The organism is Xylanivirga thermophila (assembly GCF_004138105.1).
Taxonomy (GTDB): Bacteria; Bacillota; Clostridia; order Caldicoprobacterales; family Xylanivirgaceae; genus Xylanivirga; species Xylanivirga thermophila.
Genome location: NZ_RXHQ01000002.1, coordinates 35,236 through 58,427, shown reverse-complemented (window position 1 = coordinate 58,427; position 23,192 = coordinate 35,236). Strand labels below are relative to the sequence as shown.

General features: G+C 35.9%; 22 protein-coding genes. 18 read left to right on the top strand and 4 right to left on the bottom strand.

The annotated features are described in order from the left end of the window. Nucleotides 1–13 precede the first annotated feature (13 nt). From EJN67_RS01445 to EJN67_RS01435, 3 genes are all read left to right on the top strand, one after another. Nucleotides 14–2,290 (top strand): hypothetical protein, encoded by a 2,277-nt coding sequence (locus tag EJN67_RS01445; protein ID WP_165000676.1) that lies wholly within the window; start codon nt 14–16, stop codon nt 2,288–2,290. An 85-nt stretch (nt 2,291–2,375) separates the two neighbouring features. Continuing rightward, nucleotides 2,376–3,092, top strand: a complete 717-nt coding sequence (locus EJN67_RS01440) for an ABC transporter ATP-binding protein (protein ID WP_129721520.1) — start codon at nt 2,376–2,378, stop codon at nt 3,090–3,092. Between the two features lie 4 nt (nt 3,093–3,096). After that, nucleotides 3,097–3,858 carry an ABC transporter permease gene (locus EJN67_RS01435; protein ID WP_129721519.1) on the top strand — a complete coding sequence of 254 codons (762 nt, stop codon included), beginning with the start codon at nt 3,097–3,099 and terminating at the stop codon, nt 3,856–3,858. Nucleotides 3,859–3,861: 3 nt separating this feature from the next. Here the strand turns inward: EJN67_RS01435 and EJN67_RS01430 are convergent, their stop codons facing one another. After that, nucleotides 3,862–4,368, bottom strand: coding sequence for a flavin reductase family protein (locus EJN67_RS01430; protein WP_129721518.1), 507 nt, complete (start codon nt 4,366–4,368; stop codon nt 3,862–3,864). Between the two features lie 193 nt (nt 4,369–4,561). On the opposite strand from EJN67_RS01430, the gene EJN67_RS13965 reads away from it, so the two are divergent. Beyond that, entirely contained in the window at nt 4,562–4,720 is a 159-nt protein-coding gene (locus tag EJN67_RS13965; RefSeq protein ID WP_165000675.1) for a hypothetical protein, read from the top strand. Nucleotides 4,721–4,909: 189 nt separating this feature from the next. Next, nucleotides 4,910–5,806, top strand: coding sequence for an MBL fold metallo-hydrolase (locus EJN67_RS01425; protein WP_129721517.1), 897 nt, complete (start codon nt 4,910–4,912; stop codon nt 5,804–5,806). A gap of 100 nt (nt 5,807–5,906) precedes the next feature. Here EJN67_RS01425 and EJN67_RS01420 read toward each other — a convergent pair whose 3' ends face one another. Beyond that, nucleotides 5,907–6,584 (bottom strand): hydrolase, encoded by a 678-nt coding sequence (locus EJN67_RS01420; RefSeq protein WP_165000674.1) that lies wholly within the window; start codon nt 6,582–6,584, stop codon nt 5,907–5,909. Nucleotides 6,585–6,748: 164 nt separating this feature from the next. Between EJN67_RS01420 and fusA the strand changes: the two genes are divergently transcribed. From fusA to EJN67_RS01395, 5 genes are all read left to right on the top strand, one after another. Further along, a complete protein-coding gene (gene fusA / locus EJN67_RS01415) occupies nt 6,749–8,830 on the top strand; it encodes an elongation factor G (protein WP_129721515.1) in 2,082 nt (693 codons plus the stop codon). 129 nt (nt 8,831–8,959) lie between these two features. Next, complete coding sequence (locus EJN67_RS14490) at nt 8,960–9,043, top strand: AraC family transcriptional regulator (protein ID WP_129721716.1); 84 nt, start codon at nt 8,960–8,962, stop codon at nt 9,041–9,043. Nucleotides 9,044–9,269: 226 nt separating this feature from the next. Further along, a complete protein-coding gene (locus EJN67_RS01405) occupies nt 9,270–10,652 on the top strand; it encodes a glycoside hydrolase family 30 protein (protein ID WP_129721514.1) in 1,383 nt (460 codons plus the stop codon). Continuing rightward, nucleotides 10,645–10,824, top strand: a complete 180-nt coding sequence (locus EJN67_RS01400; protein WP_341538788.1) for a DUF3502 domain-containing protein — start codon at nt 10,645–10,647, stop codon at nt 10,822–10,824. The genes EJN67_RS01405 and EJN67_RS01400 overlap by 8 nt, the downstream gene beginning before the upstream one ends. A gap of 260 nt (nt 10,825–11,084) precedes the next feature. Next, the gene (locus tag EJN67_RS01395) at nt 11,085–12,443 is read left to right on the top strand and encodes a glycoside hydrolase family 30 protein (protein WP_129721512.1); all 1,359 of its coding nucleotides are present in this window, start codon (nt 11,085–11,087) and stop codon (nt 12,441–12,443) included. A gap of 56 nt (nt 12,444–12,499) precedes the next feature. On the opposite strand, the gene EJN67_RS01390 is transcribed toward EJN67_RS01395, so the two are convergent. Beyond that, nucleotides 12,500–13,024 (bottom strand): hypothetical protein, encoded by a 525-nt coding sequence (locus EJN67_RS01390; protein ID WP_129721511.1) that lies wholly within the window; start codon nt 13,022–13,024, stop codon nt 12,500–12,502. Between the two features lie 156 nt (nt 13,025–13,180). Between EJN67_RS01390 and EJN67_RS01385 the strand changes: the two genes are divergently transcribed. The 4 genes from EJN67_RS01385 to pfkB are packed head-to-tail and all read left to right on the top strand — an operon-like array spanning nt 13,181 to nt 15,979. Continuing rightward, nucleotides 13,181–13,543: a GntR family transcriptional regulator gene (locus EJN67_RS01385; RefSeq protein WP_129721510.1), complete on the top strand. Its 363-nt coding sequence runs from the start codon at nt 13,181–13,183 to the stop codon at nt 13,541–13,543. A gap of 8 nt (nt 13,544–13,551) precedes the next feature. Then, nucleotides 13,552–14,253, top strand: coding sequence for an ABC transporter ATP-binding protein (locus tag EJN67_RS01380; protein WP_129721509.1), 702 nt, complete (start codon nt 13,552–13,554; stop codon nt 14,251–14,253). After that, complete coding sequence (locus tag EJN67_RS01375; protein ID WP_129721508.1) at nt 14,246–15,025, top strand: hypothetical protein; 780 nt, start codon at nt 14,246–14,248, stop codon at nt 15,023–15,025. The genes EJN67_RS01380 and EJN67_RS01375 overlap by 8 nt, the downstream gene beginning before the upstream one ends. A gap of 21 nt (nt 15,026–15,046) precedes the next feature. Then, entirely contained in the window at nt 15,047–15,979 is a 933-nt protein-coding gene (gene pfkB, locus EJN67_RS01370; protein WP_129721507.1) for a 1-phosphofructokinase, read from the top strand. Between the two features lie 44 nt (nt 15,980–16,023). Here the strand turns inward: pfkB and EJN67_RS01365 are convergent, their stop codons facing one another. Then, a complete protein-coding gene (locus tag EJN67_RS01365; RefSeq protein ID WP_129721506.1) occupies nt 16,024–16,671 on the bottom strand; it encodes a bifunctional 2-keto-4-hydroxyglutarate aldolase/2-keto-3-deoxy-6-phosphogluconate aldolase in 648 nt (215 codons plus the stop codon). Between the two features lie 307 nt (nt 16,672–16,978). Here EJN67_RS01365 and EJN67_RS14350 point away from each other — a divergent pair, with 307 nt between their 5' ends. The 4 genes from EJN67_RS14350 (at nt 16,979) to EJN67_RS01345 (ending at nt 23,191) form a co-directional block, all read left to right on the top strand. Further along, nucleotides 16,979–17,674 (top strand): cell wall hydrolase, encoded by a 696-nt coding sequence (locus EJN67_RS14350; protein WP_129721505.1) that lies wholly within the window; start codon nt 16,979–16,981, stop codon nt 17,672–17,674. 284 nt (nt 17,675–17,958) lie between these two features. After that, entirely contained in the window at nt 17,959–19,107 is a 1,149-nt protein-coding gene (gene nagA, locus EJN67_RS01355) for an N-acetylglucosamine-6-phosphate deacetylase (RefSeq protein WP_129721504.1), read from the top strand. Nucleotides 19,108–19,325: 218 nt separating this feature from the next. Continuing rightward, nucleotides 19,326–20,330: an efflux RND transporter periplasmic adaptor subunit gene (locus EJN67_RS01350; RefSeq protein WP_129721503.1), complete on the top strand. Its 1,005-nt coding sequence runs from the start codon at nt 19,326–19,328 to the stop codon at nt 20,328–20,330. 11 nt (nt 20,331–20,341) lie between these two features. Further along, nucleotides 20,342–23,191 (top strand): ABC transporter permease, encoded by a 2,850-nt coding sequence (locus EJN67_RS01345; protein WP_129721502.1) that lies wholly within the window; start codon nt 20,342–20,344, stop codon nt 23,189–23,191. The last annotated feature ends 1 nt before the right edge of the window (nt 23,192 follow it).

The window sequence follows — 23,192 nt, the reverse complement described above, 5'->3', positions numbered from 1 at the left end:
GGAGATGTTAGACATGGATAGAAGAAAGACCATATCAAAAGCATCAAAAGCGGTGCTAAGTGTGACTTTGGCAGCTAGTATGCTATGCAGCACTGCATTTGCAGCAATGCCTGTTAAAAAAGATGAATCTGTCTATATAACTCTGGATTCAAATGGCGGAGTTAAAGATGTAATAGTAAGCGATTGGCTTAAGACGGATGGACAGACTGAAATAAAGGATAAATCCATATTAAATGATATAATAAATGTAAAAGGCGATGAAGAGCCGGAGCTCAAAGGCGAAGAGTTAATATGGAAGACAGATAAGGAGAATATATTCTATCAGGGGAAAACAGATAAGGATCTTCCTTTGGATGTTAAAATAGTATATACCCTCGATGGTAAGGAAGTAGCGCCTGAAGAGCTTGGTGGTAAATCGGGTAGGCTAAAGATAAATTTAAGCATCAAGAATAAGGATGCCCATACTGTTAAAATAAACGGAAGGCAAAAGACCATATATACCCCCTTTATGGCGGTAGCTGTAGTAAACTTGCCAATGGATCGGTTTACAAATATTGAAATAAACAGGGGAGAAATTGCATCCGATGGTAAAAACCAAGTGGTAACCTTTGCTACTATTCCTGGGTTGAAGGATAGTATAGATACAAAAAACGATATATTGAATCTGGATCTGGAAGAAGATTTGGAGATTATAGCTGATGTAACAAACTTCGAAATGAAACCTATGATGATAGTTGCTACTCCAAATCTACCTAGTACTGAAAAGCTGGAAGATGCCAAGGGCTTTGATGACTTGACAGATGGTATAGATGAACTTAGAGATGCTACACAAAAGCTTGTAGATGGAGCAAAGGAACTATCTGATAATATGGAGCTTTTCAAGGAAAATTTCGACAAGCTGGACAGTGGAGTAGGTGAGCTTAGAAATGGTATATCTGCATTGTCTGATGGGATAAATAATGCCAAGGATGGTGCTTTTAAATTAAACGATGGGGTAAAACAGCTTACAAACGGAGTAGGAGAGTTTGGAAAAGGTGCTACAGAATATGCTGCCGGTGCAAAGAAATTTGCAGGGGGCGCACAGATGTTTGTAGAACAGGTTCCTGCTAAATTATCTCAAGGTGTGGATAAGATAGTAGGTGGTGCAAACGAGATACAAAAGGGTGCAAATAAATTGGCCGGCGGTTCAAGTGAATTAGCTCAAAAAAGTGGTGAGCTAAGTGCAGGATTGGAGCAGTTATCTGGCGGTGTATCTAAGCTTCATGCAGGGCAGGAGCAGGTAGTAGGCGGTGTAGATGAAGCACTGAAAGGTGTTCAAAAGATAAAGGCAGGTAAGTCTGCAGAACGTGAAGGTGTCAAGGCTTTGCTAGGCAGTGTAGATGTACTAGAAAAACTGGTAAATGGAGTTGCTAAGGTGCCTGGTGCCGAAGGCTTGGCTAATCAGATGCTAGGAGTACTTGAAAAGCAAAAGACAGGTCTGAATGGACTATTGCAATCTTCTGATCAGCTTTTAGCAGGTCTGAATGACCTTGAAGAAGGACTAAATACTTTGAAGGCGGGAGCAGGAGCAGTAAATGGAGGCCTGTCCGAGCTTGAAGGAAAGAGTAATCAAGCAGCTGAAGGTAGTAAAAAGCTTACCGCTGGTGCACAGGGGATATCAAAAGGTGCATCTGATCTATCAAAAGGCGCTAATCAGTTTTCAAAAGAGGTGTCTACTGGACTTGGTGGTGCATCAAAGGAACTTAAAGGTGTTACCAAGCAATTAACAGATGGTGCTAAAGGACTAGAGCAAGGTGCTAAGGGGTTAGATGATGGAGCTGGTAAGATAAAAGGTGGAGTAGCACCACTCAATAAAGGTGTCGATGATTTAACTGGCGGTATGGGTCAGCTATCTGATGGGGCTAAAAAGCTTGATGATGGTGCAGCTACCTTGCAGGATGGTATATCGAAATTATCCGATGGTGCAGGGAAGCTAAGCGATGGCTCTAAAGAATTAAGTGATGGTATGAACAAATTTAAAGAAGAAGGTATTGATAAGATAGATTCAGAGGTTTCTGACAGGTTAGATGACTTGCGTGATGCGCTAGATACAAAGGATGAGGTGTTAAAATTATCCGAGGATTATAGTACCTTTACTGGTATTGGTGAGGGTATGGAAGGTAGCGTCAAGTTTGTCATGAAGACCGATGAGATAAAGGGCAAGGAAGAAAAGACAGAAAAGATAGATAACAAGGAAGAAGAAAAATCCGGATTCTTCCAATGGATAAAGAGTTGGTTTAAAAAGGATTAAGGAAACCCCCATATCCTATGGTTATGATATAATAGCCATAGGATATTTTTTTATATATAGAAGATGTGAAAGGGGGTATTTATGTATGGAAGAGATATTCAAGCTGGAGAATGTATCTGTAGTAAGAAAGAACGGTGCTATACTAAAAAATATAAGCTTGGAGATACATAAAGGGGATTTTATAACCATAATAGGACCTTCAGGAAGTGGCAAGAGTACATTCCTTAGAATTTTATCGACTTTAAATAGCCCTAGTTCAGGCAGGATATTGTATAAAGGAAAAGATATTATGGAATATGACAAATTGGATTTTAGGAAAAAAGTTAGATATGTATTTCAAAAGCCCTACCTATTTGGTGATACGGTGATGGAGAATATAGAGTTCCCATTTGCGATTAACCATCAGTCTATAGATATTGAAAGGGTGTATAAAATGATGGGGGCCCTTGATCTTCCAAAGGATTTTTTAGATAAAAAGAATTACCAGCTTTCAGGTGGAGAGCAGCAAAGGATCGCCTTTATAAGGAGCCTTATAATAAGGCCGGAGGTATTGCTTTTAGATGAAGTTACGGCCTCACTTGATCCTGTAAATGTTAAGAGGGTAGAAGAATTTATAAGCATATATGCAAGGGATGAAGACATTACTGTTTTGATAGTAACCCATGATATAGCTCAAGCAGAACGTTGGGGAGAAGAGACCTTATATCTAAAAAAGGGACAGATAGAGCATTTTTTACCTACTAATCAATTGTTTACAGAATACAAGTCTGAAATAGAAAAATTTAGACAGGGGGAGGAATGAAGTTATGGAAGGTATGACATTAAATATACAATCCCTCATTATGGCATCAATTTTGGTCCTCATTGCTTTATTTTTTTCCGCATGGCAAAAATTAAAGTTGGAGAAAGATATCATTGTGGGAACATTAAGGGCGGTCATCCAGCTCACTGCTGTTGGATTTATTCTTAACTATATATTCAGTCTGGATAATTGGCTTTTCACCACATTGATGATGATATTTATGGTATATAATGCTAGTAGAATTGCGGGTAAAAGGGGGAAGGGCATAGAAAAAAGTGGACTAATAGCATTTGTATCAATTGGCGTGGCGGCGGGAGTTACGCTGGCTATTTTGGTAGGTGTTGGTGCAATAAAATATATTCCCTCTGAGGTTATACCTGTAAGTGGGATGGTTATTGGTAATGCAATGGTAGCTGTGGGATTGTGCTTTAGACAGATGAAACAGCAATTTTCCGACAGGGCACAGGAGGTAGAAATAAAGCTATCCCTTGGGGCTTCGGAAAAGATGGCCTCTATGTATATAATAAGGGATAGCATAAGGCTGGCAATGCAGCCCACCATAGATTCTATGAAGACCCTTGGGATAGTATCATTGCCAGGCATGATGACGGGACTCATACTTGCAGGTACACCACCAATTAAGGCTATACAATACCAGATAATGGTAACGTTCATGCTGACAGCCACTGTATCCATATCTACATTTATGGCAGGTTACATTGCATATAGAAATTTTTTCAATGAACAAAGGCAGTTAAAGCTTTAGATATTATATGGTATAACAGTTTAGTATTTCGCCAAAATATAGGGTATGATAATCAGGATACCATTTATCATCTATTGTTTTATCCAATGTATTAGGCACTATATCCGTCTTATAAATTATTTTACATTCATAGTGAAGGGGACATTCACCAATGATTGGTACATCTATACTCCTCCCGCCTACTGGGGTGATGTTGCATTTTCTGAATTTATCCATATCACGTCCAGATTTGCTCCCACAGAAAGCCAGGGTTTTTTTCATATTTTCATCTGGTTTTAGAGGAACACTAACGGAAAATTCGCTGGATTTCTCTAAAAGTTCGTGTGTATATCTAGATTGCCTTACCGGTGCTATGAATATAGGTTTACCCCAGAATATTGTTATGCCTCCCCAACCTATGACCATGGTGTTTACAGTATCTCCCGCCTTGGTGTTTAAAAACAATCCTCCATGACCTAATTGATGTGTTACTTCCTGTATAAAGGTATCATATTTTATATCATTTGCCATTGTAAAAACTCCTTTCTAATTATATACTATTTTGCATCTATATAATCTATTCTATATCAATTTTGTTAGTCTTTTCAAGTTATTAAATGCCCATAAAGGCAAAATAAATAATTAGAAAATTGCACTGTTGACGGTATAAAATAGTCTAAAAGATAGATATATGGCATACCTTTTTATTAGGGGGTGTGCATCCATGAAGGTGTTTTTTTTTGACAAGAAGAATATAATGTGGATAGTAATAGTAATAATTGTAATAATAGCATTATCTATAATATTGAGAGTAGCTAATAGCAGTGTTTCATCATTTGATACAGGGATTGCATTGAGAACGATGAAGTATTTTCCATCTTAACGCAAGAAAAATGATAGATTATAAAAATTTTATACTAAAACAGAAAAGGATACTGCTTTTATGAACTAGTATCCTTTTTCTGATGCTATGAAGGGGATCAAAAGATATATTTAGTCAATTTGCAATTTTCAAAAAGATAGAGTTATAATATGAATAGTAATTATTTGTTTACTGAAAGGAAAATGACAGATGACACTCAGAAAAATACGTGGCAATACCTATTATATACATGGAGCTACCAATGTAGGTATATATGCATTTAAAAATAAGAACTGTATACTTATAGATACGGGTATAAATAATACTGCAGCCAGAAGGGTTGAGAACACTTTAGATGAAAATGGGCTTCATCCTAAATATATAATAAATACCCATAGCCATTTGGATCACTGCGGAGGGAATAATTATTTTATAGATAATTATCCGGGATGTATAGTGTATGCTTCGGAAAAGGAAAAGATATTTATGGAAAATCCAGATTTTCTGCCATATACACTATTTTCATCCCACGGATTAAAGAACATGAAAAAGGGAAATAACCCCATAAGGGTAGACTATAATCCTGAATACGGTATAAATAAGATAAATGATGAGAAGTTCGAGATAGTAGCTTTAAGGGGTCATTCCATAGAGCAGATAGGTATAATAACACCTGATAAGGTATGCTTTTTGGGAGATAGTATTTTTAGTGAAAAGATATTAGATAAATATTCATTTCCCTATCTATACAATATAGAGGATTCCTTAAGCACATTATCCGCCATAAAGGATGTAGATGCAGAGTATTTTGTTGTAGGTCATAGCGACCAAATATATGAGAAAAGTGAAATAATATCATTAGCCGATAGAAATATTGCTAATATAGAATTCTATTGTAGTCAATGTCTAACTATTTTAGAACAGCCCCTTACAAGGGAAGATCTACTTCAAAATATTGCCATACTGAACAATTTACCAATGGACAAGCAGCAGTATTATTTAAATTTTGCAGCCGTATCAGCTTTTATATCCTATTTATATAATAAGGGACAGCTAGATGAATTTATAGACGATGGCAAGATATACTATTACAATAATAAAAATTAGGGACATAAAATAAAAAATACCTCCAAGTAGATAATCTAATTTTTAATTAATTAGACTGTCTACTTTGGAAGTATCATATCATATTAAGCTCTTTTTTATTTTATGCTAGCTCATCTCTATACTTTTCCATGAGTCCCTTGAATAGATCTGCAGGTGTAGGTGGAGTGTAGGTGATGGCATTTGCACCTGCGCTTATGGTTTCCAATATAGTATCATCATTTGGCCCACCAGTAGCGATTATAGGTACTTCGGGGAATTCGTCACGTATTTTCCTTACTATTTGGGCGGTTTTGGCTGCCCCGGATACGTTTAATATATTGGCTCCCGCCTCTAATCTAGCCCTAAAATCAGTATGCTCCGATACTACTGTCACTACAATAGGTATGTCAATAACCCCACGCATAGCCCTTATGGTATCATTTGGCGTAGGCGCATTTACCACCACTCCCATAGCTCCTTTAAATTCTGCGTCTAATGCCAAATTGACCACTCGCCTCTTATCGCTAGTAGTACCTCCTCCTACCCCACAGAATACTGGTATATCTGCAGCCATGGTGATAGCCTGTGTGATGGTGGGTTGTGGAGTAAATGGATATACAGCGATTATGGCGTCTGAATTGATGTTCTTTATGACTGCCACATCTGTAGTAAAGGCAAGGGATTTTATTCTTCGTCCAAAGATTCTTATGCCACTTGCGTTACGAATACATAGCGGTACCTCTATCATATGCCGCCTTAATACAGTTTTCACTTCTGGTATATATTTATCCATGAGCATCCTCCTCCGTGCGTATATATTCATATATCTATTTAGATATATTTTACCACATTTGCATTTTAATTAAAAACCTTTTTGCTTTGACTATTGTTTATACATGGCAAAGTATGTTACAATTAACTATAAGGACACAGGTGTCTATTATAAGGCTAGGGGGAATGTTAATGAAAAACTATGCAACAAGCGATATTCGAAATGTAGCTATAGTAGGTCACGGCAGCGAAGGCAAGACCACATTAACAGAAGCAATGCTCTATAATGCCAAGGCTACTGACCGATTTGGCCGAGTTGACGATGGCACCACTACCACAGATTCTGATTCTGAAGAAATAAAAAGGCATATATCAATTAGTGCCGCTTTAGCCCCGCTAGAGTGGAATAATCATAAAATAAATATCATTGATGTGCCTGGATATTTTGATTTCATAGGAGAGATGCTACAGGCATTTAAGGTGGTAGATAGCGCCGTCATTGTGGTTGGTGCTACTTCAGGAGTAGCTGTTGGTACTGAAAAGGCATGGGACTATTGTGAAAAATATGATATCCCCAAATTGGTTTTTATAAACCAAATGGATAAGGAACATGCCAATTTCATGAAGGTTATAGATCAGCTTAAAGACAAGTATGGTCCAGTTATTGCGCCTTTCCAGGTACCCATTATGAAGGGCGATACGTTCAAAGGTTTTGTAGATGTTGTCAATATGACAGCTAGGGAGTTCACAGCTCAAGGTATGAAGGACATTCCAGTACCCGATGACATAAATGATTTGCTTGAGCCGGTGCGAACTATGCTTGTAGAGGCAGCGGCTGAAACCGATGAAGAACTTATGGAAAAATATTTTGAAGGCGAAGAACTTACCGTGGATGAAATTCGAACTGCATTGCGCAAAGGAGTGTTAAATGGTGATATAGTACCTGTACTTTGCGGGTCTGCATTTAACAACGTGGGTATACAAATGCTCATGGATACCATTGTTTATTATTTCCCATCGCCGTTAGACAGGCAAACATCAATTGGAACTAATCCTAATAATGAGACACAGGAAGAACGTAAATATGATTCAAAAGAACCATTCTCAGCTATAGTATTTAAAACATTAGTAGATCCATTCGTAGGAAAACTCTCACTTTTTAAGGTTTTATCCGGAACATTATCATCTGGAATGAATGTATATAATCCAAATCAAGACAAGACTGAAAAAGTAGGCTCAATATATTTTCTAAAAGGTAAAAAGCAAACACAAATAGATAGCATACAGCCCGGTGATATTGGTGCCATTTCCAAATTACAGTTTACTACTACAGGGGATACATTGTGTGATAATAATGCCCCAATTATATATGAAGGTATTGAATTTCCAGAGCCGGCCATATCCCTGGCTGTGAAGTCTGAAAAACAGGGCGAGGAAGATAAGGTCTTTGGAGGATTGTATCGTTTGATGGAAGAAGATCCTACATTTAAAGTAATACAGAATAATGAAACAGGTCAAACACTGGTATCTGGTGTTGGAGAGCTTCAGTTGGAGGTCGTTGCAAACAAACTAAAGACCAAATTTGGTGTAGGTTTGGTATATGAAGAGCCTAAAGTGGCCTATAGAGAGACAATAAGAAAATCCATAAAGGCTGAAGGCAAACACAAAAAGCAAAGTGGTGGACATGGACAGTATGGTCATGTATGGATGCAGTTTGAACCACTAAATGATCCTTCAAAGGATTTTGAATTTGTAGATAAGATAGTAGGCGGTGTAGTACCTAGGCAATATATACCTGCAGTTGAAAAGGGTCTTATAGAATGTTTGCCAAAGGGCGTCTTGGCAGGTTATCCTGTAATAGGTTTAAAAGCTACTCTGTATGATGGGTCATATCATAGCGTAGACTCATCTGAGATGGCATTTAAGGTAGCTGCATCCTTGGCATTTAGAAAGTTAGAGCAGGCAAATCCTGTACTATTAGAACCTATAATGAAGGCTGAGGTAGTAGTACCTGATGAATGCATGGGTGATATAATAGGTGATTTAAATAGGAGACGAGGACGTATATTGGGTATGATCCCCTTGGGGAGCGGGTTACAAAAGGTAGAGGCTGAAGTCCCCCAAGCAGAGATGACCAAATATGCTACAGATCTTAGATCAATGACCCAAGGCAGGGGATGGTTCAAACTTGTATTTGAAAGATATGAAGAGGTGCCAGGTAATATAAGTGGTAAGATAATAGAACAGACTAAAAAAGAATTGGAAGCAGAATAGAACAAAATAAAAAAATACCGATCTCTTGGATATTATTACCCCATAGAGATCGGTATTTTTTACAATATACAGAAAATAAATATATGTAAATATAGATTATAAAACATATGAAATTGGTGAAAATGTTGTATACCAGATTTAAATTACTTTTGTAAGCTTTTTAAAAAATATACAGGATTTACGACTATAGAGTATAGAAATTCTATAGAATGAGTTATAGTAATTTCTTGTTATGATTCAAAACCCATAGTAAAAACAATAAAATATATAGTTTAACATGTATAAAACAAAATCTTCTATTCATAAGATTATATATAGATGGTAAGTTCTTAAGTGGGAGATATAACAGTTCTATTGTTTTTATAAATGATAAATTTCTAATATTTCAAGTTAATTTTTATATAAATATATAATATTAAAAATTAAAGGGGGAAAATGGATGGATACAAGATACAAGGTGTTCAGGTGGATAATATGTATTATGGCAATATTGATTGTTATATTGTCATTACCGTTTAATTCAGCATGTGCATGTACAGATAATAGAGTTGTGATTGAGTGGAACAATGAACATCAGAAGATAGATGGATTTGGCGTATCTCAAGCTGCTGATATTTATGCTAAAGAGTTATATGATTTTAGCGAGCGAAAAAAAGTTATGGATTTATTGTTTTCTCAATCTAAAGGTATAGGTCTGTCAATACTAAGATGTGAAGTAGGAAATGGATTAAATATGCCTACCATCGAACCTGAAGATGGAGTGTGGGATTTTTCTGGTGATGATGCAGAATTATGGGTTATAAACGAAGCTAAAAAAAGGGGAGTTGATAAGATATTCAGTACTGTATGGAGTCCTCCAGCATGGATGAAAACTAATAATAGGATTCAAAGGGGAGGATTTTTAAAAAAAGAATGTTATCAAAAATATGCTGATTATTTAGCCCAATATGTAAAAGGGTATAAACAATATCATGATGTGGATATTTATGCTGTATCTATTGCAAATGAACCAGAATATGCTGCCCAATGGCAGTCATGTTTATGGACAGGTAGCATGATGGAAGATTTTATAGGTAATTATTTAAAACCAACATTTGAGCGAGAAAACGTAGAAACAAAAGTAATAGCGGGTGAGATGGGAATAAACTGGAATGAGTCTGTAGTTATTCCAGCATTAAAAAGTGCTAATGCTTGTTCAATGGTTGATATAGTAGGGGGTCATTATTATCGGGGAATAATAAAGCCTTTTTTTGTTGCTAATGCTAAGGGAAAAAAAGTATGGCTGACCGAAACATCAGATACTGGCACACCATTTAAGACAGATATTGAAGATGGACTTAGCTGGGCAAAGACCATTCATAAATTTATGTCATCGGCAGAAGCCAATGCTTTTTGCTACTGGCTAGGTGCTTCATATAAAGATACCAATGAAATGCTAATAAAGATGGATAAAGATAATAATCAGTACATCGTATCTAAAAGATTCTATACACTAGGTAATTATAGTAAATTTATACGTCCAGAATACATTCGTATAGAAACGACGAAAAACCCAATTAAGGGGATATATACAACGGCATATAAAAATCCTAAAACTGATGAACTTATTATAGTAGCTATAAACGAAACTGATAAAGAATATAATATTGATTTCAATCTGCAAGGGTTTTCACCCAAAATTATTAAATCTTATGTAACGAATCAAGAGAAAAATCTTAAAAGGCAGCCAATGAAATTGATCAAAAATGAAGAATTTACAGTTCAACTAGGTGAGAAAAGTGTAACAACATTTTTAGTAAAAGGGAGTTCAATAGATTATTAATATACTTAATATTGTAGCTCAAGATTATGATGCAGGATTAGAGAGTGGTATGCTAGATCCGGACAAATATCTACCTAAATATATAAATGCGTTTAAAGATGCTGGTGTGGATAAGATTATACAAGAAAAGCAAAACCAATTAGATGCTTGGATAGCAAGTGGAAAAAAATAATAATAGAATATCGATGCTATAAGCAGTAAATATCAGAGTTTATGTAGTAAAAAGCAAGCTATATTGATGTAATATTTTTGTATCTTTATAGCTTGCTTTTGTATAATATCAAATGATATTCAAAATGCATTAGTAGATGGGGTGGATAAGGATAAAATATATAGTCTGGATTATAATGAGCATGAATAGACTAGGAGATTAATGTTGGAACGTCTTAAAAAAATGTGAAGGCCGAAAAAAGTATAAGGAGGTAGTAATTCATGAAATCACGTTCTAAGAAGGTATATATTGCAAATATACTAATGGCAATATTTATTGCTACAGCCATTGTACCTTTGATGAATGCAGAGGCATGCTCTAATGTAGTTATAGACTGGAACGATATCCATCAAGAGATTGATGGATTTGGCATTACACAAGATGAAGAAGATACCTATAGCATGTCAGAGCCTCAAAGAACAGAAGTAATGGATCTTCTATACTCAAGGGATAATGGCATAGGATTATCTATACTTAGGACAGAAATAGGATGTGGGGATAGTAAGGCTACAATTGAACCAGATGATGGTGTATGGAATTATGAACCGGATATGCGAGAACTATGGTATTTTAATGAAGCCAAGGTAAGGGGAGTAGAAAAAATATTTGGCACTGTATGGAGTCCTCCTGCTTGGATGAAAACTAATAATAAGCTGGAACGAGGAGGATTTTTAAAAAAAGAATATTATCAAAAATATGCAGATTACTTGGCACAGTATATAAAGATATATAAGGAGTATCATGGCGTGGATATATATGGAGTATCCATTGCAAACGAACCTGAATACGCTGCACCATGGAAATCATGCTTATGGACTGGAAGTATGTTTAAAAATTTTATAAAAGATTACCTTAAGCCTACATTTGAAAATGAAAACATAGATGCAAAAGTTATTGCAGGTGAAATGGCGATATGGAGTGAAGTTGTAGTCAAAGATGCTTTAAAAGATCCAGAGTCTTGTTCAAGGGTGGATATTGTAGCTGCACATCAATATCAGGGTATAATAAAGGAATTACCTACGGCTAAGAAGACGGGGAAAAAGATATGGATGACAGAATTGTCTGATACTACAGGTGGTTTTGATACTGGTATGTCTGATGCACTAAAATGGGGAAAGAAAATTCATAAATTTATGACTATACCGGAGATAAGTGCATTTTGTTACTGGCGTGGCTCACATACTGTTAATGATAATCAAACACTTATTCACATAAATCCTGATCTTGCTTCATATATAGTGTCTAAAAGGTTATTTACCCTTGGACATTTTAGTAGATTTGTAAGACCTGGATATGTAAGGATAGGTGCTACTGATAATCCTACTTTGGGAGTTTATATTACTGCCTATAAAGATATAGAGACTGGTAATTTTGCTATAGTGGCAATTAATGATAGTAAATATGACAAAACTTTGGATATAGTGCCAAAGGGCTTTGTATCTGGACAAATAACCCCATATATTACAAATGAACAGGTAGATATGGAAAAACGTTCTGACATAAAAAGTATAGATGAAAAATTTACTATTTCTTTAGAGGGCAAAAGTATAACTACGTTTATAGGGATAAATAAGAAATAGAATATATAAAAAAACACTAGCTGGTAGGCTTTTCAGCTAGTGTTTTTTTATATATTCTATATCATAGGCCCCATTATACCTATTTCCATCCAATCAATGGCTATCCAGTCATCTACCCCTGCTCTAGAGGTATTTTGTATTACCACTCTGTTATTCCTTCTTAAATTAGGTATTGTAAAGTTTAAAAGGCGCCAGTTATTAAATTGTTGCCCTTCTGGCCTACCATGTACTAAAGGTACAGGGCCATCATGTACGATAGATCCATTTATAATTATTCTAGCAGAATACCTATTTGCCGGTACTCCAGTGTGATCATCTAATACAGCAGATATTATCAGTTGTGCATTACCGCCTACAAAGAATAATAACCAAGAAGGAAGTTCAAAGGTCCATACTCCTCTATTTCCTGTATATAGTATGTCGGCATTGCCACTTGGATTTCCATAGTTTGGGTATCCGGTCATTTCTTTACGCAATACTATTACTGGTATAGCAGGGTTGTTACTCAGTATGGGAGGTGGATCGGCAAAAATATTACCACCTTCATACATATAAGTATAGTCATAATAGTATGGTGTCATGTAAGTATACCTCCTCTTTTTTTATATGCTTAAGATATATTATGAATTGATATGTATTATTGCTACCTAAAAATTTATAAAACCATTGACATATATACAACATTAGTGTACTATATTACTAGTGCACTAATATTGTATATGGGGGAGGATGAAAAAATGTCCCAATTTGATGATAATATACCCATATATGTTCAAATATCGAACATGATAAAAGGGGAGATAGCATCGGGAAAATTAAAGCAAGGTGATAAGTTACCTTCAATAAGGGATATGAGTAATAGACTTAAGGTAAACCCAAATACAATACAAAGGGTATATGGGGAATTAGAACGTGAAGGTATAACATTTACTCAAAGGGGTATGGGTACCTTTATCACTCAAGATAAAAAAAAGATAAAGGATTTAAGGCGGGAGATGGCCGAGACTGAAATAAAATCATTTATTTCAACCATGGGGGATCTAGGTTTTACTGATGTTGAGATTATGGATTTAATAGAATTTTATATGGAAAGGGGATAAGGAAAATAATGGACACAATACTTTTTGCTCAAAATCTGGGGAAAAAATTTTTTAACAATAAGGCATTAGATGGATTTAATATTAAAGTGCCTATAGGTAGCATAGTGGGTCTTTTAGGTCCTAATGGAAGTGGTAAGACTACATTTATGAAGATTGCTGCAGGGCTTATAAAGCCATCATATGGGGAGATAAAAATAGGAGGACATGAACCGGGAATTATAACCAAGTCCATGGTATCATATTTGCCAGACACCCAGCATCTTTACAAATGGATGCGAATTGCCGATGCTATTGATTTTTATGATGATATGTATGATGATTTTGATCGTTCAAAATGTATGGAACTTTTGAAATTTATGAACCTGACCAAAGATAATAAAGTGACTGCTCTCTCAAAGGGTATGTACGAAAAGGCCACATTGACATTAGGTCTTTCAAGAAATGCCAAGTTGTACATTTTTGATGAACCTTTGGGAGGAATTGATCCAGTGGCCAGGGAGAAGATAATGGATGCCATAATATCTAATTTTAGAACGGACTGTTCGTTTTTGATTTCTACCCACCTTGTGAATGATATAGAGAGATTGTTTGACAGAGTAACTTTTATATCAAATGGCAAGGCAATCCTTGAGGACAATGCAGAAGAGTTGAGAGAAGAGAAGGGTAAATCTATAGATGATATCTATAAGGAGGTATTCCAAGATGTTTAAGCTTTTAAAGTATGAACTTAAAGGACGTAAAAAGGTCATGCTAGGAGGAGCTGCCGCTATAATAATTGCAAATTTGCTTTTGATGTTAGATTATAAGCTGCAAAATGGGGATGCAAGTCAATTTGGTGCTATTATGATGTTAGTTATATTTGCAATGGGAGTAGCTGCCTGTGTACTTATAATCATAGATTCTATAAATATATTAAAGAAGGACTTATTTGAAGATACAGGTAGTATGCTTTTTATGGTGCCCCAAAGTAGTTTCAGCATATTAGGTTCAAAAATACTTACTACTATTATTGAATGTTTGATATTTGGTGGATTGTATACATTATTTGCAGTTTTTCATGCCCATAACCTAACTCCAGATAGTCTATTAAAGGTATTTGATAATAACGTTGCTAATAATATGGATATTATCGCAACTGTTATATTAGCCATATTTACAAGTTTAATTACTTTTTTATCTACCATATATTTTTCTTTGGTATTAGCAAAGAGCATGCTAAAAAATAATAAATATGCAGGTGGATTGACATTTGGTATTGTAATACTTATAAACATTCTTATAACTAAACTAAATAGAGTAATATCTAAGTATCTGCCTGATATAAAAATGATAGATCATGAACTAAATATTAGTAATCTAACTATGGAAATGAAGTTTGCCATGGCTAATCAGGGCATATGGGCTATAATATTTAATTTATGTGTATTTATTATACTATTTATTAGTACTGGGTATTTATTAGAGCATAAGACAGACATTTAAAGAGATGCAGGGGGAATAGGCTTGATAACAACGGTAACTTTAAATCCATGTATGGATACAGGTATAATACTAGATGAATTTTTATATGGTGGTTTAAACAGGGTGGATAAGAATATGTATGATGTGGGTGGCAAAGGGATAAATGTATCGGTAGTTATAAAAATGCTGGGTATACAGAGTATATGCACAGGTATAAACTATTTTGATAATAAAGAAATATTGGAAAAATTTTTAAATAAAAAGGGTATAGGATATGATTTTGTATTAGCACCGGGCAGACTTAGGAATAATATAAAAATATTTGATAAAAAAACAGGCACGATTACTGAAATAAATGAAAAAGGTAGTTTTATATCAGATGAAATTATATATAGGCTGAAAGAAAAGATAATATATTATGCTAGGCAGAGTGATATTCTTATATTAAGCGGTAGTGTACCCCAAGGGGTAGATACATCGATATACGGACAGATTATAAATGATGTGAGGAATCTTTCTGTCAAGGTAATATTAGATGCAGATGGCTCCCTTTTAAAGGCAGGTATACATTCGAAACCATATATGATAAAACCCAATATATATGAGTTGGAGGGTATAATGGGCAGAAAATTTAAAAATATTTATGATATAATAGATTCTAGTAGATCCCTTGTAGAACAAGGTATATCATTGGTTATTGTCTCTATGGGGGATGGTGGTGCAGTGGCTGTGGATAAAAAATCTGCCTATTTTGCTCCCGCCTTATCCTTAGATGTGAAAAGCGCTGTTGGGGCGGGGGATAGCATGGTGGCAGCAGCAGCGGCTGCTATTATAAAAGGTTTGGATTTGGCTGACACACTAAAAATGGCATCAGCAGCAGCCAGTGCTACGGTCATACAATCTGGTACCAAGCTATGCGGCTTGTCTGATTTTGAATACATGCTGGATAGGATAAAGATAATTCCATATAAATAAAAAATAAGGGACATGGTCTTTTAAAAGACCATGTCCCTTATTTTTTATTTCTGTCTTGCTAATTTTATCCTTTGTACAAATTCAGCTGCTAATTTTTGCATACCTTCGTAATCACCTGTCTTTGCACCCTTTGTAAGACTCCCGCCAACACCAACGGCAACTGCTCCTGCCTTTATCCATTGGTCAACATTGTCTATATTAACACCGCCAGTAGGCATTAAATTTGCTTGGGGTAGAGGACCCTTTATGGATTTTATTATGGAAGGTCCAAATGCTTCTCCAGGGAATACTTTTACAATATCCGCTCCGAATTCCATTGCATGTACTACATCAGCTATAGTCATTGCACCAGGCATACAAGGGATCTGATATCTATTACATAGCTTTAATGTGTCTATATCCAGACAGGGGGATACTATGTACTGTGCTCCGGCTAAAATGGCCGCACGAGCAGTTTCGGTGTCAAGTACAGTACCTGCGCCTATTATTATCTGTTCAGGACTATAGTTTTTAGCTAATTCTTCTATTACCTTTGTTGCTCCAGGTGTAGTATAGGTTATCTCGATTGCAGCTGCCCCACCAGCTAGACAGGCATCGGTTATTTTCTTTGCTTGATCAGCACTATCTGCCCTTACTACTACTACAAGTCCAGATTCTTCGATACGATTTAACGTATTCCATTTGTTACTCATAAAAAACCTCCTCATTAATTTGCATTAAGTTAATCTAAGAACCATCAAGTTTCAAATGATATATATAATTATATTTAATAATATAACAAAATACTAGGATTTTATTATAAAATTTGTAGTGAAATAGTCCACACATGGGGGATAAAAATACCATATGTATGAAATAGGGAGGAAATATTACGACACATTAACAATTACTTAATAGTTTTGTAATACATAGAGCTAACATAAAATAGGAACTTTGACTAGGGGTTCCCCTTTATATATAATTATCACTAAATTAACATAAAGGGAGGAGCTCGTATTTATGCAAGGATCTAGGAAAAGAATGATAATGATAATGTTGGTAATTACTATAGTTTTTATGTCTGCTATGCCAGCCCTCGCAGCGGATAGACTACTTAAAGTAGGTGTACGTGGAGATGATGTTTCCAGAGTACAGCAGAGATTAAAAGATCTAGGATATTATAAATATTATAAGGTGACCGGGTACTATGGTCCCATAACTAGACAGGCAGTTATAGACTTTCAAAGAGCAAATGGTTTGGCGGCAGATGGTATTGTAGGACCGAACACCTCGGCGAAATTGTATAATAATAAAACTAATACTACAAATAGGGCTTCTACAGATAGATCAAGTCCGGATATATACTGGTTATCTAGGATAATACATGCCGAGGCCTGCGGTGAAAGCTATGTAGGCAAGGTAGCTGTTGGTAATGTAATATTAAATAGGGTGAAATCTTCTGCCTTTCCTAACACTATATATAATGTAGTTTTTGAATATTATGGAGGAATTCCCCAATTTAGCCCTGTGGCCGACGGAAGTATATATAATACACCTAACAGTGAGAGTATAAGGGCAGCACAGGATGCATATAATGGTTCAAGGCCTGTGGGAGATGCTTTGTATTTCTTTAATCCTGCAAAGGCTGAGGGCAAATGGATAGTGAACAATAAAACATATGTGGCTAAAATCGGTCAGCATGCCTTCTATAGATAAATAGATTTTTAGTATAATTATATAATACTATTGAAAGTTTGAGCTTTAAGAAAATGGGAAAAGAAGACCTTTTAAATTAAATCTTCTTTTCCCATTTTTTAAACCTAAAAGCACGATTATAAATTGAAGGGAATATTCAAAAATATTGATTGATAGTAAGAAAAATGATATTATTAAGTAAAATGTTGTTGTGCATCCTTGATGTACAATAGTAGGTAGAAGTGCTCATTTTTTTGTAAATTATATTACGGTATATAAAAAAGAAAGGGTATGAGGTGAGGGATATGTTAATCATTACTGGTGGCAAGGTATTTAAAGATGGTAAGTGGTTGTGTGGTTATGATGTGCTTGTTGAAAATAATAAGATTCATGACATAGTTCCATCTGGTGAATGTACAGATGGTGAGGTTATAGATGCGAAGGGATTATATGTATGTCCCGGCTTTATAGATATACATATCCATGGTGCTTTAAGGCATGATGTTGCAGATGGTACAATGGAGGCTATAGAGACCATGGCGAAATTTGTATCTCAGCATGGTACTACTTCATTTTTGCCAACTAATATGACTACTTCAATGTCAAATACACAAAGGACAATGGATGCCATTGCAAAGGCTATGAAAAAGGATATTAAAGGTGCTGAGATAATGGGTGTTCACCTTGAGGGACCATTTTTGAATCCATTGAAAAAAGGTGCACAGGAAGAGGAACATATACTAAAGCCCAGTGTAAAGACATACAAAGAGTTGGTAGGCTCCCATGAGGATATAGTAAAACATATAACCATAGCACCGGAGATGGAGGGTGTTAAAGAACTGGTTGACTATCTAGTAGATAGACATGTAAGTATTTCAGTAGGTCATACAAATTGCACTTATAGCCGATGTATGGAAGCCTTTTCATGGGGGATACACCATTCCACCCATTTCTACAATGCAATGACAGGTTTGAATCACAGGGAACCAGGGGCAGTAGGTGCTATCCTCGATAATGATGATGTTACACTAGAACTTATTTCAGATCTTATTCATGTACATCCTGCTGCATTAAGGCTTGCCTATAGGGTAAAAGGTGCTCAAAAAATAGCCCTTATTACAGATGCTATGCCTGCTGCAGGATTGGGTGACGGAGAATATACATTAGGAGGACAGAAGGTATTTGTAAAGGATGGAGCAGCAAGGATTAAGGAAGGTAATCTTGCAGGTAGCGTGCTTACTTTAGATAAGGCACTTGTCAATATGGTGGACATAGGAGTATCTCTAGAGGACGTACTTACCATGCTTACCCATACTCCTGCCAGCATAATAGGAGTAGATGATCATAAGGGCCTTATAGACAGGGGATATGATGCAGACATTGTCTTATTAGATAGGAATTTATCCGTGGTAGAGACTATTGTGCAAGGTAAAAAGGTTTTCAGCAATAGATAATCAACATAAAGGAATAGCAGGGTGTCTAATAAGGCACCCTGCTTCCATATAAAAGTGTTAACATTTATAGATTGTTTTATTTCTACATATTTTAGCCATTGTTCATTCACAGCATATTATTTATGTATTTAAGGCAGTTTCAGACAAGTAATGCTCCCAAGAAATCCATTGATTTTATTGATGGAAAGTTTAGAGTAAAAATAATAGGGGGATGAAAAATGCATAAATCAAAGGATGTAATTGCCTTTGGGATTTTGGTATTTACTATGGCTTTTACGTTAAGTGGATGCTATCTTATGCCAAAGGAGGAGCCTATTCTTAATCCGCCTCTCAGTGAACCTGAAGAAATAACATATGAAACTATTGAGGCAAAGCGTAATGATATTGAGCGGAGGATAACAGGTTCCGCTACTTTTATCTCAGCAGAACAAAATAATGTATTTTTTAGCCATGGGGGCGGGCGAATTAAAAAGATATATATAAAAGCGGGAGATGAAGTAAAAAAAGGCGATATTTTGGCAGAATTAGAAACGGATAATCTGGAGAGCAGGATAAAACAGCAGGAAATTATGGTTAAAAAGGCAGATATTATATATAAGAAGACAAAGGAAGGGGAGGATAAGTATACACAGGAAGCAGCTATGCTTGACTTGGAGCTAGAACAGTTGCGTCTTGAAGACTTGAGGCGGGAGCTGGATGAAGCAAAATTGTATGCATCAATAGATGGCAAGATTGTATATATGGACAATAAGTTATCTATTGGAGATTTTGTGGAAGCTTATCAAAGTATAATGAGCATAGCAGATCCTCAAAATTTGCTTCTTGAGTACAGTGGAAATGATCTATCCGAATTTAAGCCAGGTATGAAGGTGGATTTAAAGGTAAAAGGTAATAATTTTGTAGGTGAAGTGGTTATGACTCCTGCCAATTTGCCATTAGGTGCTGATGATCATCTAAAGAATGTGGTAAGGATAAGTGTAGATAAATTACCAAATGACATAAAACCTGGGGATTCAGCTGAAATAAATTTGGTCTTAGATAGGCGGGAGGATGTAATAGTGCTTCCTAGAAATGCGGTACATAATTATATGGGTCGGAGGTTTGTGAATGTACTGGAGGATGGCATAAAGAGGGAACAGGATGTTGAAATAGGTATAGAAACTGCTACAGAGGTAGAGATAAAGAAGGGCATAGATGAAGGCAAAAAAGTTATAGTAGAATAGGGGGCATTAAATTGCTGCGTTTTATATTTAGGAAAATGGCCAGCAATAAATGGATGGTTCTATGCCTTTTAATCGGGTTTATGCTGGCAGTTGGGATGATAAGCAGTATACCAATGTATACAGATGGTGTGTTACAGCGTATGCTTACAAAAGATCTGGAAAATTATCAAGTAGATACAAAGGGTTACCCCGGTACCTATCATGTAAAGATACCATATGGAGGAGAGAATTGGCGTAGCAAGTACTTAGAGCATGATGAAAGAATAAATGCACATGTTAAAGAAGAGATGGGGATACCCTATTTAAGCTCATATAATAAATTTACAGTTGACTATATATATGCTTTGCCAGAGGTGGAACGGGAAGCAAAACCCAAAAAACGTTTTTTTAAATTAGAGTCAGTCTCCAATATGGAGTCCCATGTAGACATCATTCATGGTAAATATCCTTCAAATGAGGTGAAAAATGGTGTATATGAGGTGATGGTAAGCCAGGAAGCCTTTAAAGCCATGGATTTGTTACTAGATGAGGTATATACTATAAAAAGTATAGTGGGTAAGGAGGATGTTCCTTTCAGAATTAAGGTAGTAGGTGTATTTAATATAAAGGATATGGGAGATGGTTATTGGTTTCAGGGTATATTGCCGTATAAGGAAAGCTTTATAATGGATTATGCCATATTCTATAAGGATTTTGTAGAAAATGCAGATATGCAAGTTATGCTTAAGGAGTCCCAATGGTATTTTGCATTGGATTATCATGCAATAAGCATAGAGGACTTATCTAAAATATTAAATGCATACAAAAGTGAAAAGGAATGGTTTGCTTCCAATAGGGCAATAAGCATCAAGTTTCCGGCTATCTCGATAATAGATGAATACTATAATAGGGCAAAAAAACTCAAGGTATCCCTATGGATATTGGATGTACCTATCATACTAATGCTTACCTTTTATTTATCCATGATATCAAAATTGGTTGTAGACCATGACAGAAATGAGATAGCGGTGATGCAAAGTAGGGGGGCAGGGAGCAAACATGTATTTTTAGCCTATTTCATGGAGAGTGCTATATTAGCCAGTATTGCCATTATTATAGGACCTCCCATAGGATTTGGAATATGTCAGATATTAGGATCGGCAAATGGCTTTCTAGAGTTTGTTGATAGGGTAGCACTTCCGGTAGTGATAAAGCCTAGGTATTATCTATATGCCATTGGAGCTGGGATTTTTGCTATGATGGCAATGCTCATACCAGTAGTTTTAAGTGGAGGGGAAGGTATAGTACAGCACAAGAGGCAGATAACAAGAACAGATAGAAAACCTATCTGGCAGCGTTATTATATAGATATAGTGCTACTTGCCATATCGGCATATGGTATATATACCTTTAGAATGAGGCAAAAAACCCTTGTATTAACCGGTGTTCAATCGGTAGAATTGGGAATAGATCCTGTTCTTTTTGTAGTATCTATATTTTTTATATTGGGTATTGGATTGTTTTTTATAAGACTATACCCTTATATTATAAGACTTATATTTTGGTTGGGTAAAAAGAGGTGGAGTTCAGCCATATATGCATCATTTGTACAAATAGGGCGTTCCAGGGGCCAAAATCAGTTTTTGATGATATTTCTTATGTTAGCACTATCAGTAGGGCTTTTTAGTGCGAATGCAGCTCGAACGGTAAATGCAAATATGGAAGAACGTATAAGGTATGAAATAGGTGCAGATATAACTATAAAAGGTGATTGGCAAACTATGGATGTGCCATCCTCTGGAATGAACATGGATGAGAATGCATCTGTATCGGATATTGATAGCAAACCAGCTCTCAAATATATAGAGCCGCCCTTTGAACCGTATACAAAGCTATCGGACGTAGAACTTGTGACTAAGGTATTTCGTACTACAAATGGTACTGTACAGCTGAGCGATAAATGGTTACAGAATGTATATATTATGGGCATAGTACCCCATGAGTTTGGAAAAGTTTCATGGTTTAGAGGTGATCTTTTAAAGCCATACCATTGGTATCAATACTTAAACCTGTTGTCAAAGGCACCTAAGGCATTTTTGATATCATCAAATATGGGTGAGGATTATAATATTAAACAGGGGGATAACATCACCATAAAATGGGGAGATCAGGACTATTTAGATGGAGTAGTATATGGCAGAGTAGATTATTGGCCTACATACAATCCCAATATAATAAAGGGAGAAAAGCAGGGAAAGAATTATTTGGTGGTAGCTAATTTAGCATATATTCAGGCTAAGACATCTATAGAACCATATGAAGTATGGCTAAAGAAATCTGAGGGAGCTAATAGTCAAAAGATATACGATGAAATTAAGGAAAATAAAATATCCGTTTTAAAGCTTACGGATGCCAGCCAACAGATAATTATGGGCAAGAATGATCCAATGCTGCAAGGGATGAATGGTGCCCTTACGTTGGGTTTTGTGATATCCATGCTTATAAGCGCAATAGGTTTTTTGATATACTGGATATTATCAATACAAAAGAGAACACTTCAATTTGGAGTGCTTCGTGCCATGGGTATGCCCAAAAATTCAGTACTGGGTATGCTAATATGGGAGCAAATAATGACATCGGGGATTTCAGTTATTGTGGGAATAGTAATAGGAGGTATGGCTAGTGAGCTATTTGTACCATTTTTGCAATTGGCCCATGGTGCAGCAGAGCAGGTGCCGCCATTTAAAGTACTTGCGTTGCGTAAAGACTATATAAAGGTATACTTAGTAATGGGGATAATGCTGACCTTGAGTTTTTTAACTCTGGCGTGGTTTATATCTCACATAAAGATCCATCAAGCATTAAAATTAGGGGAGGATTAAA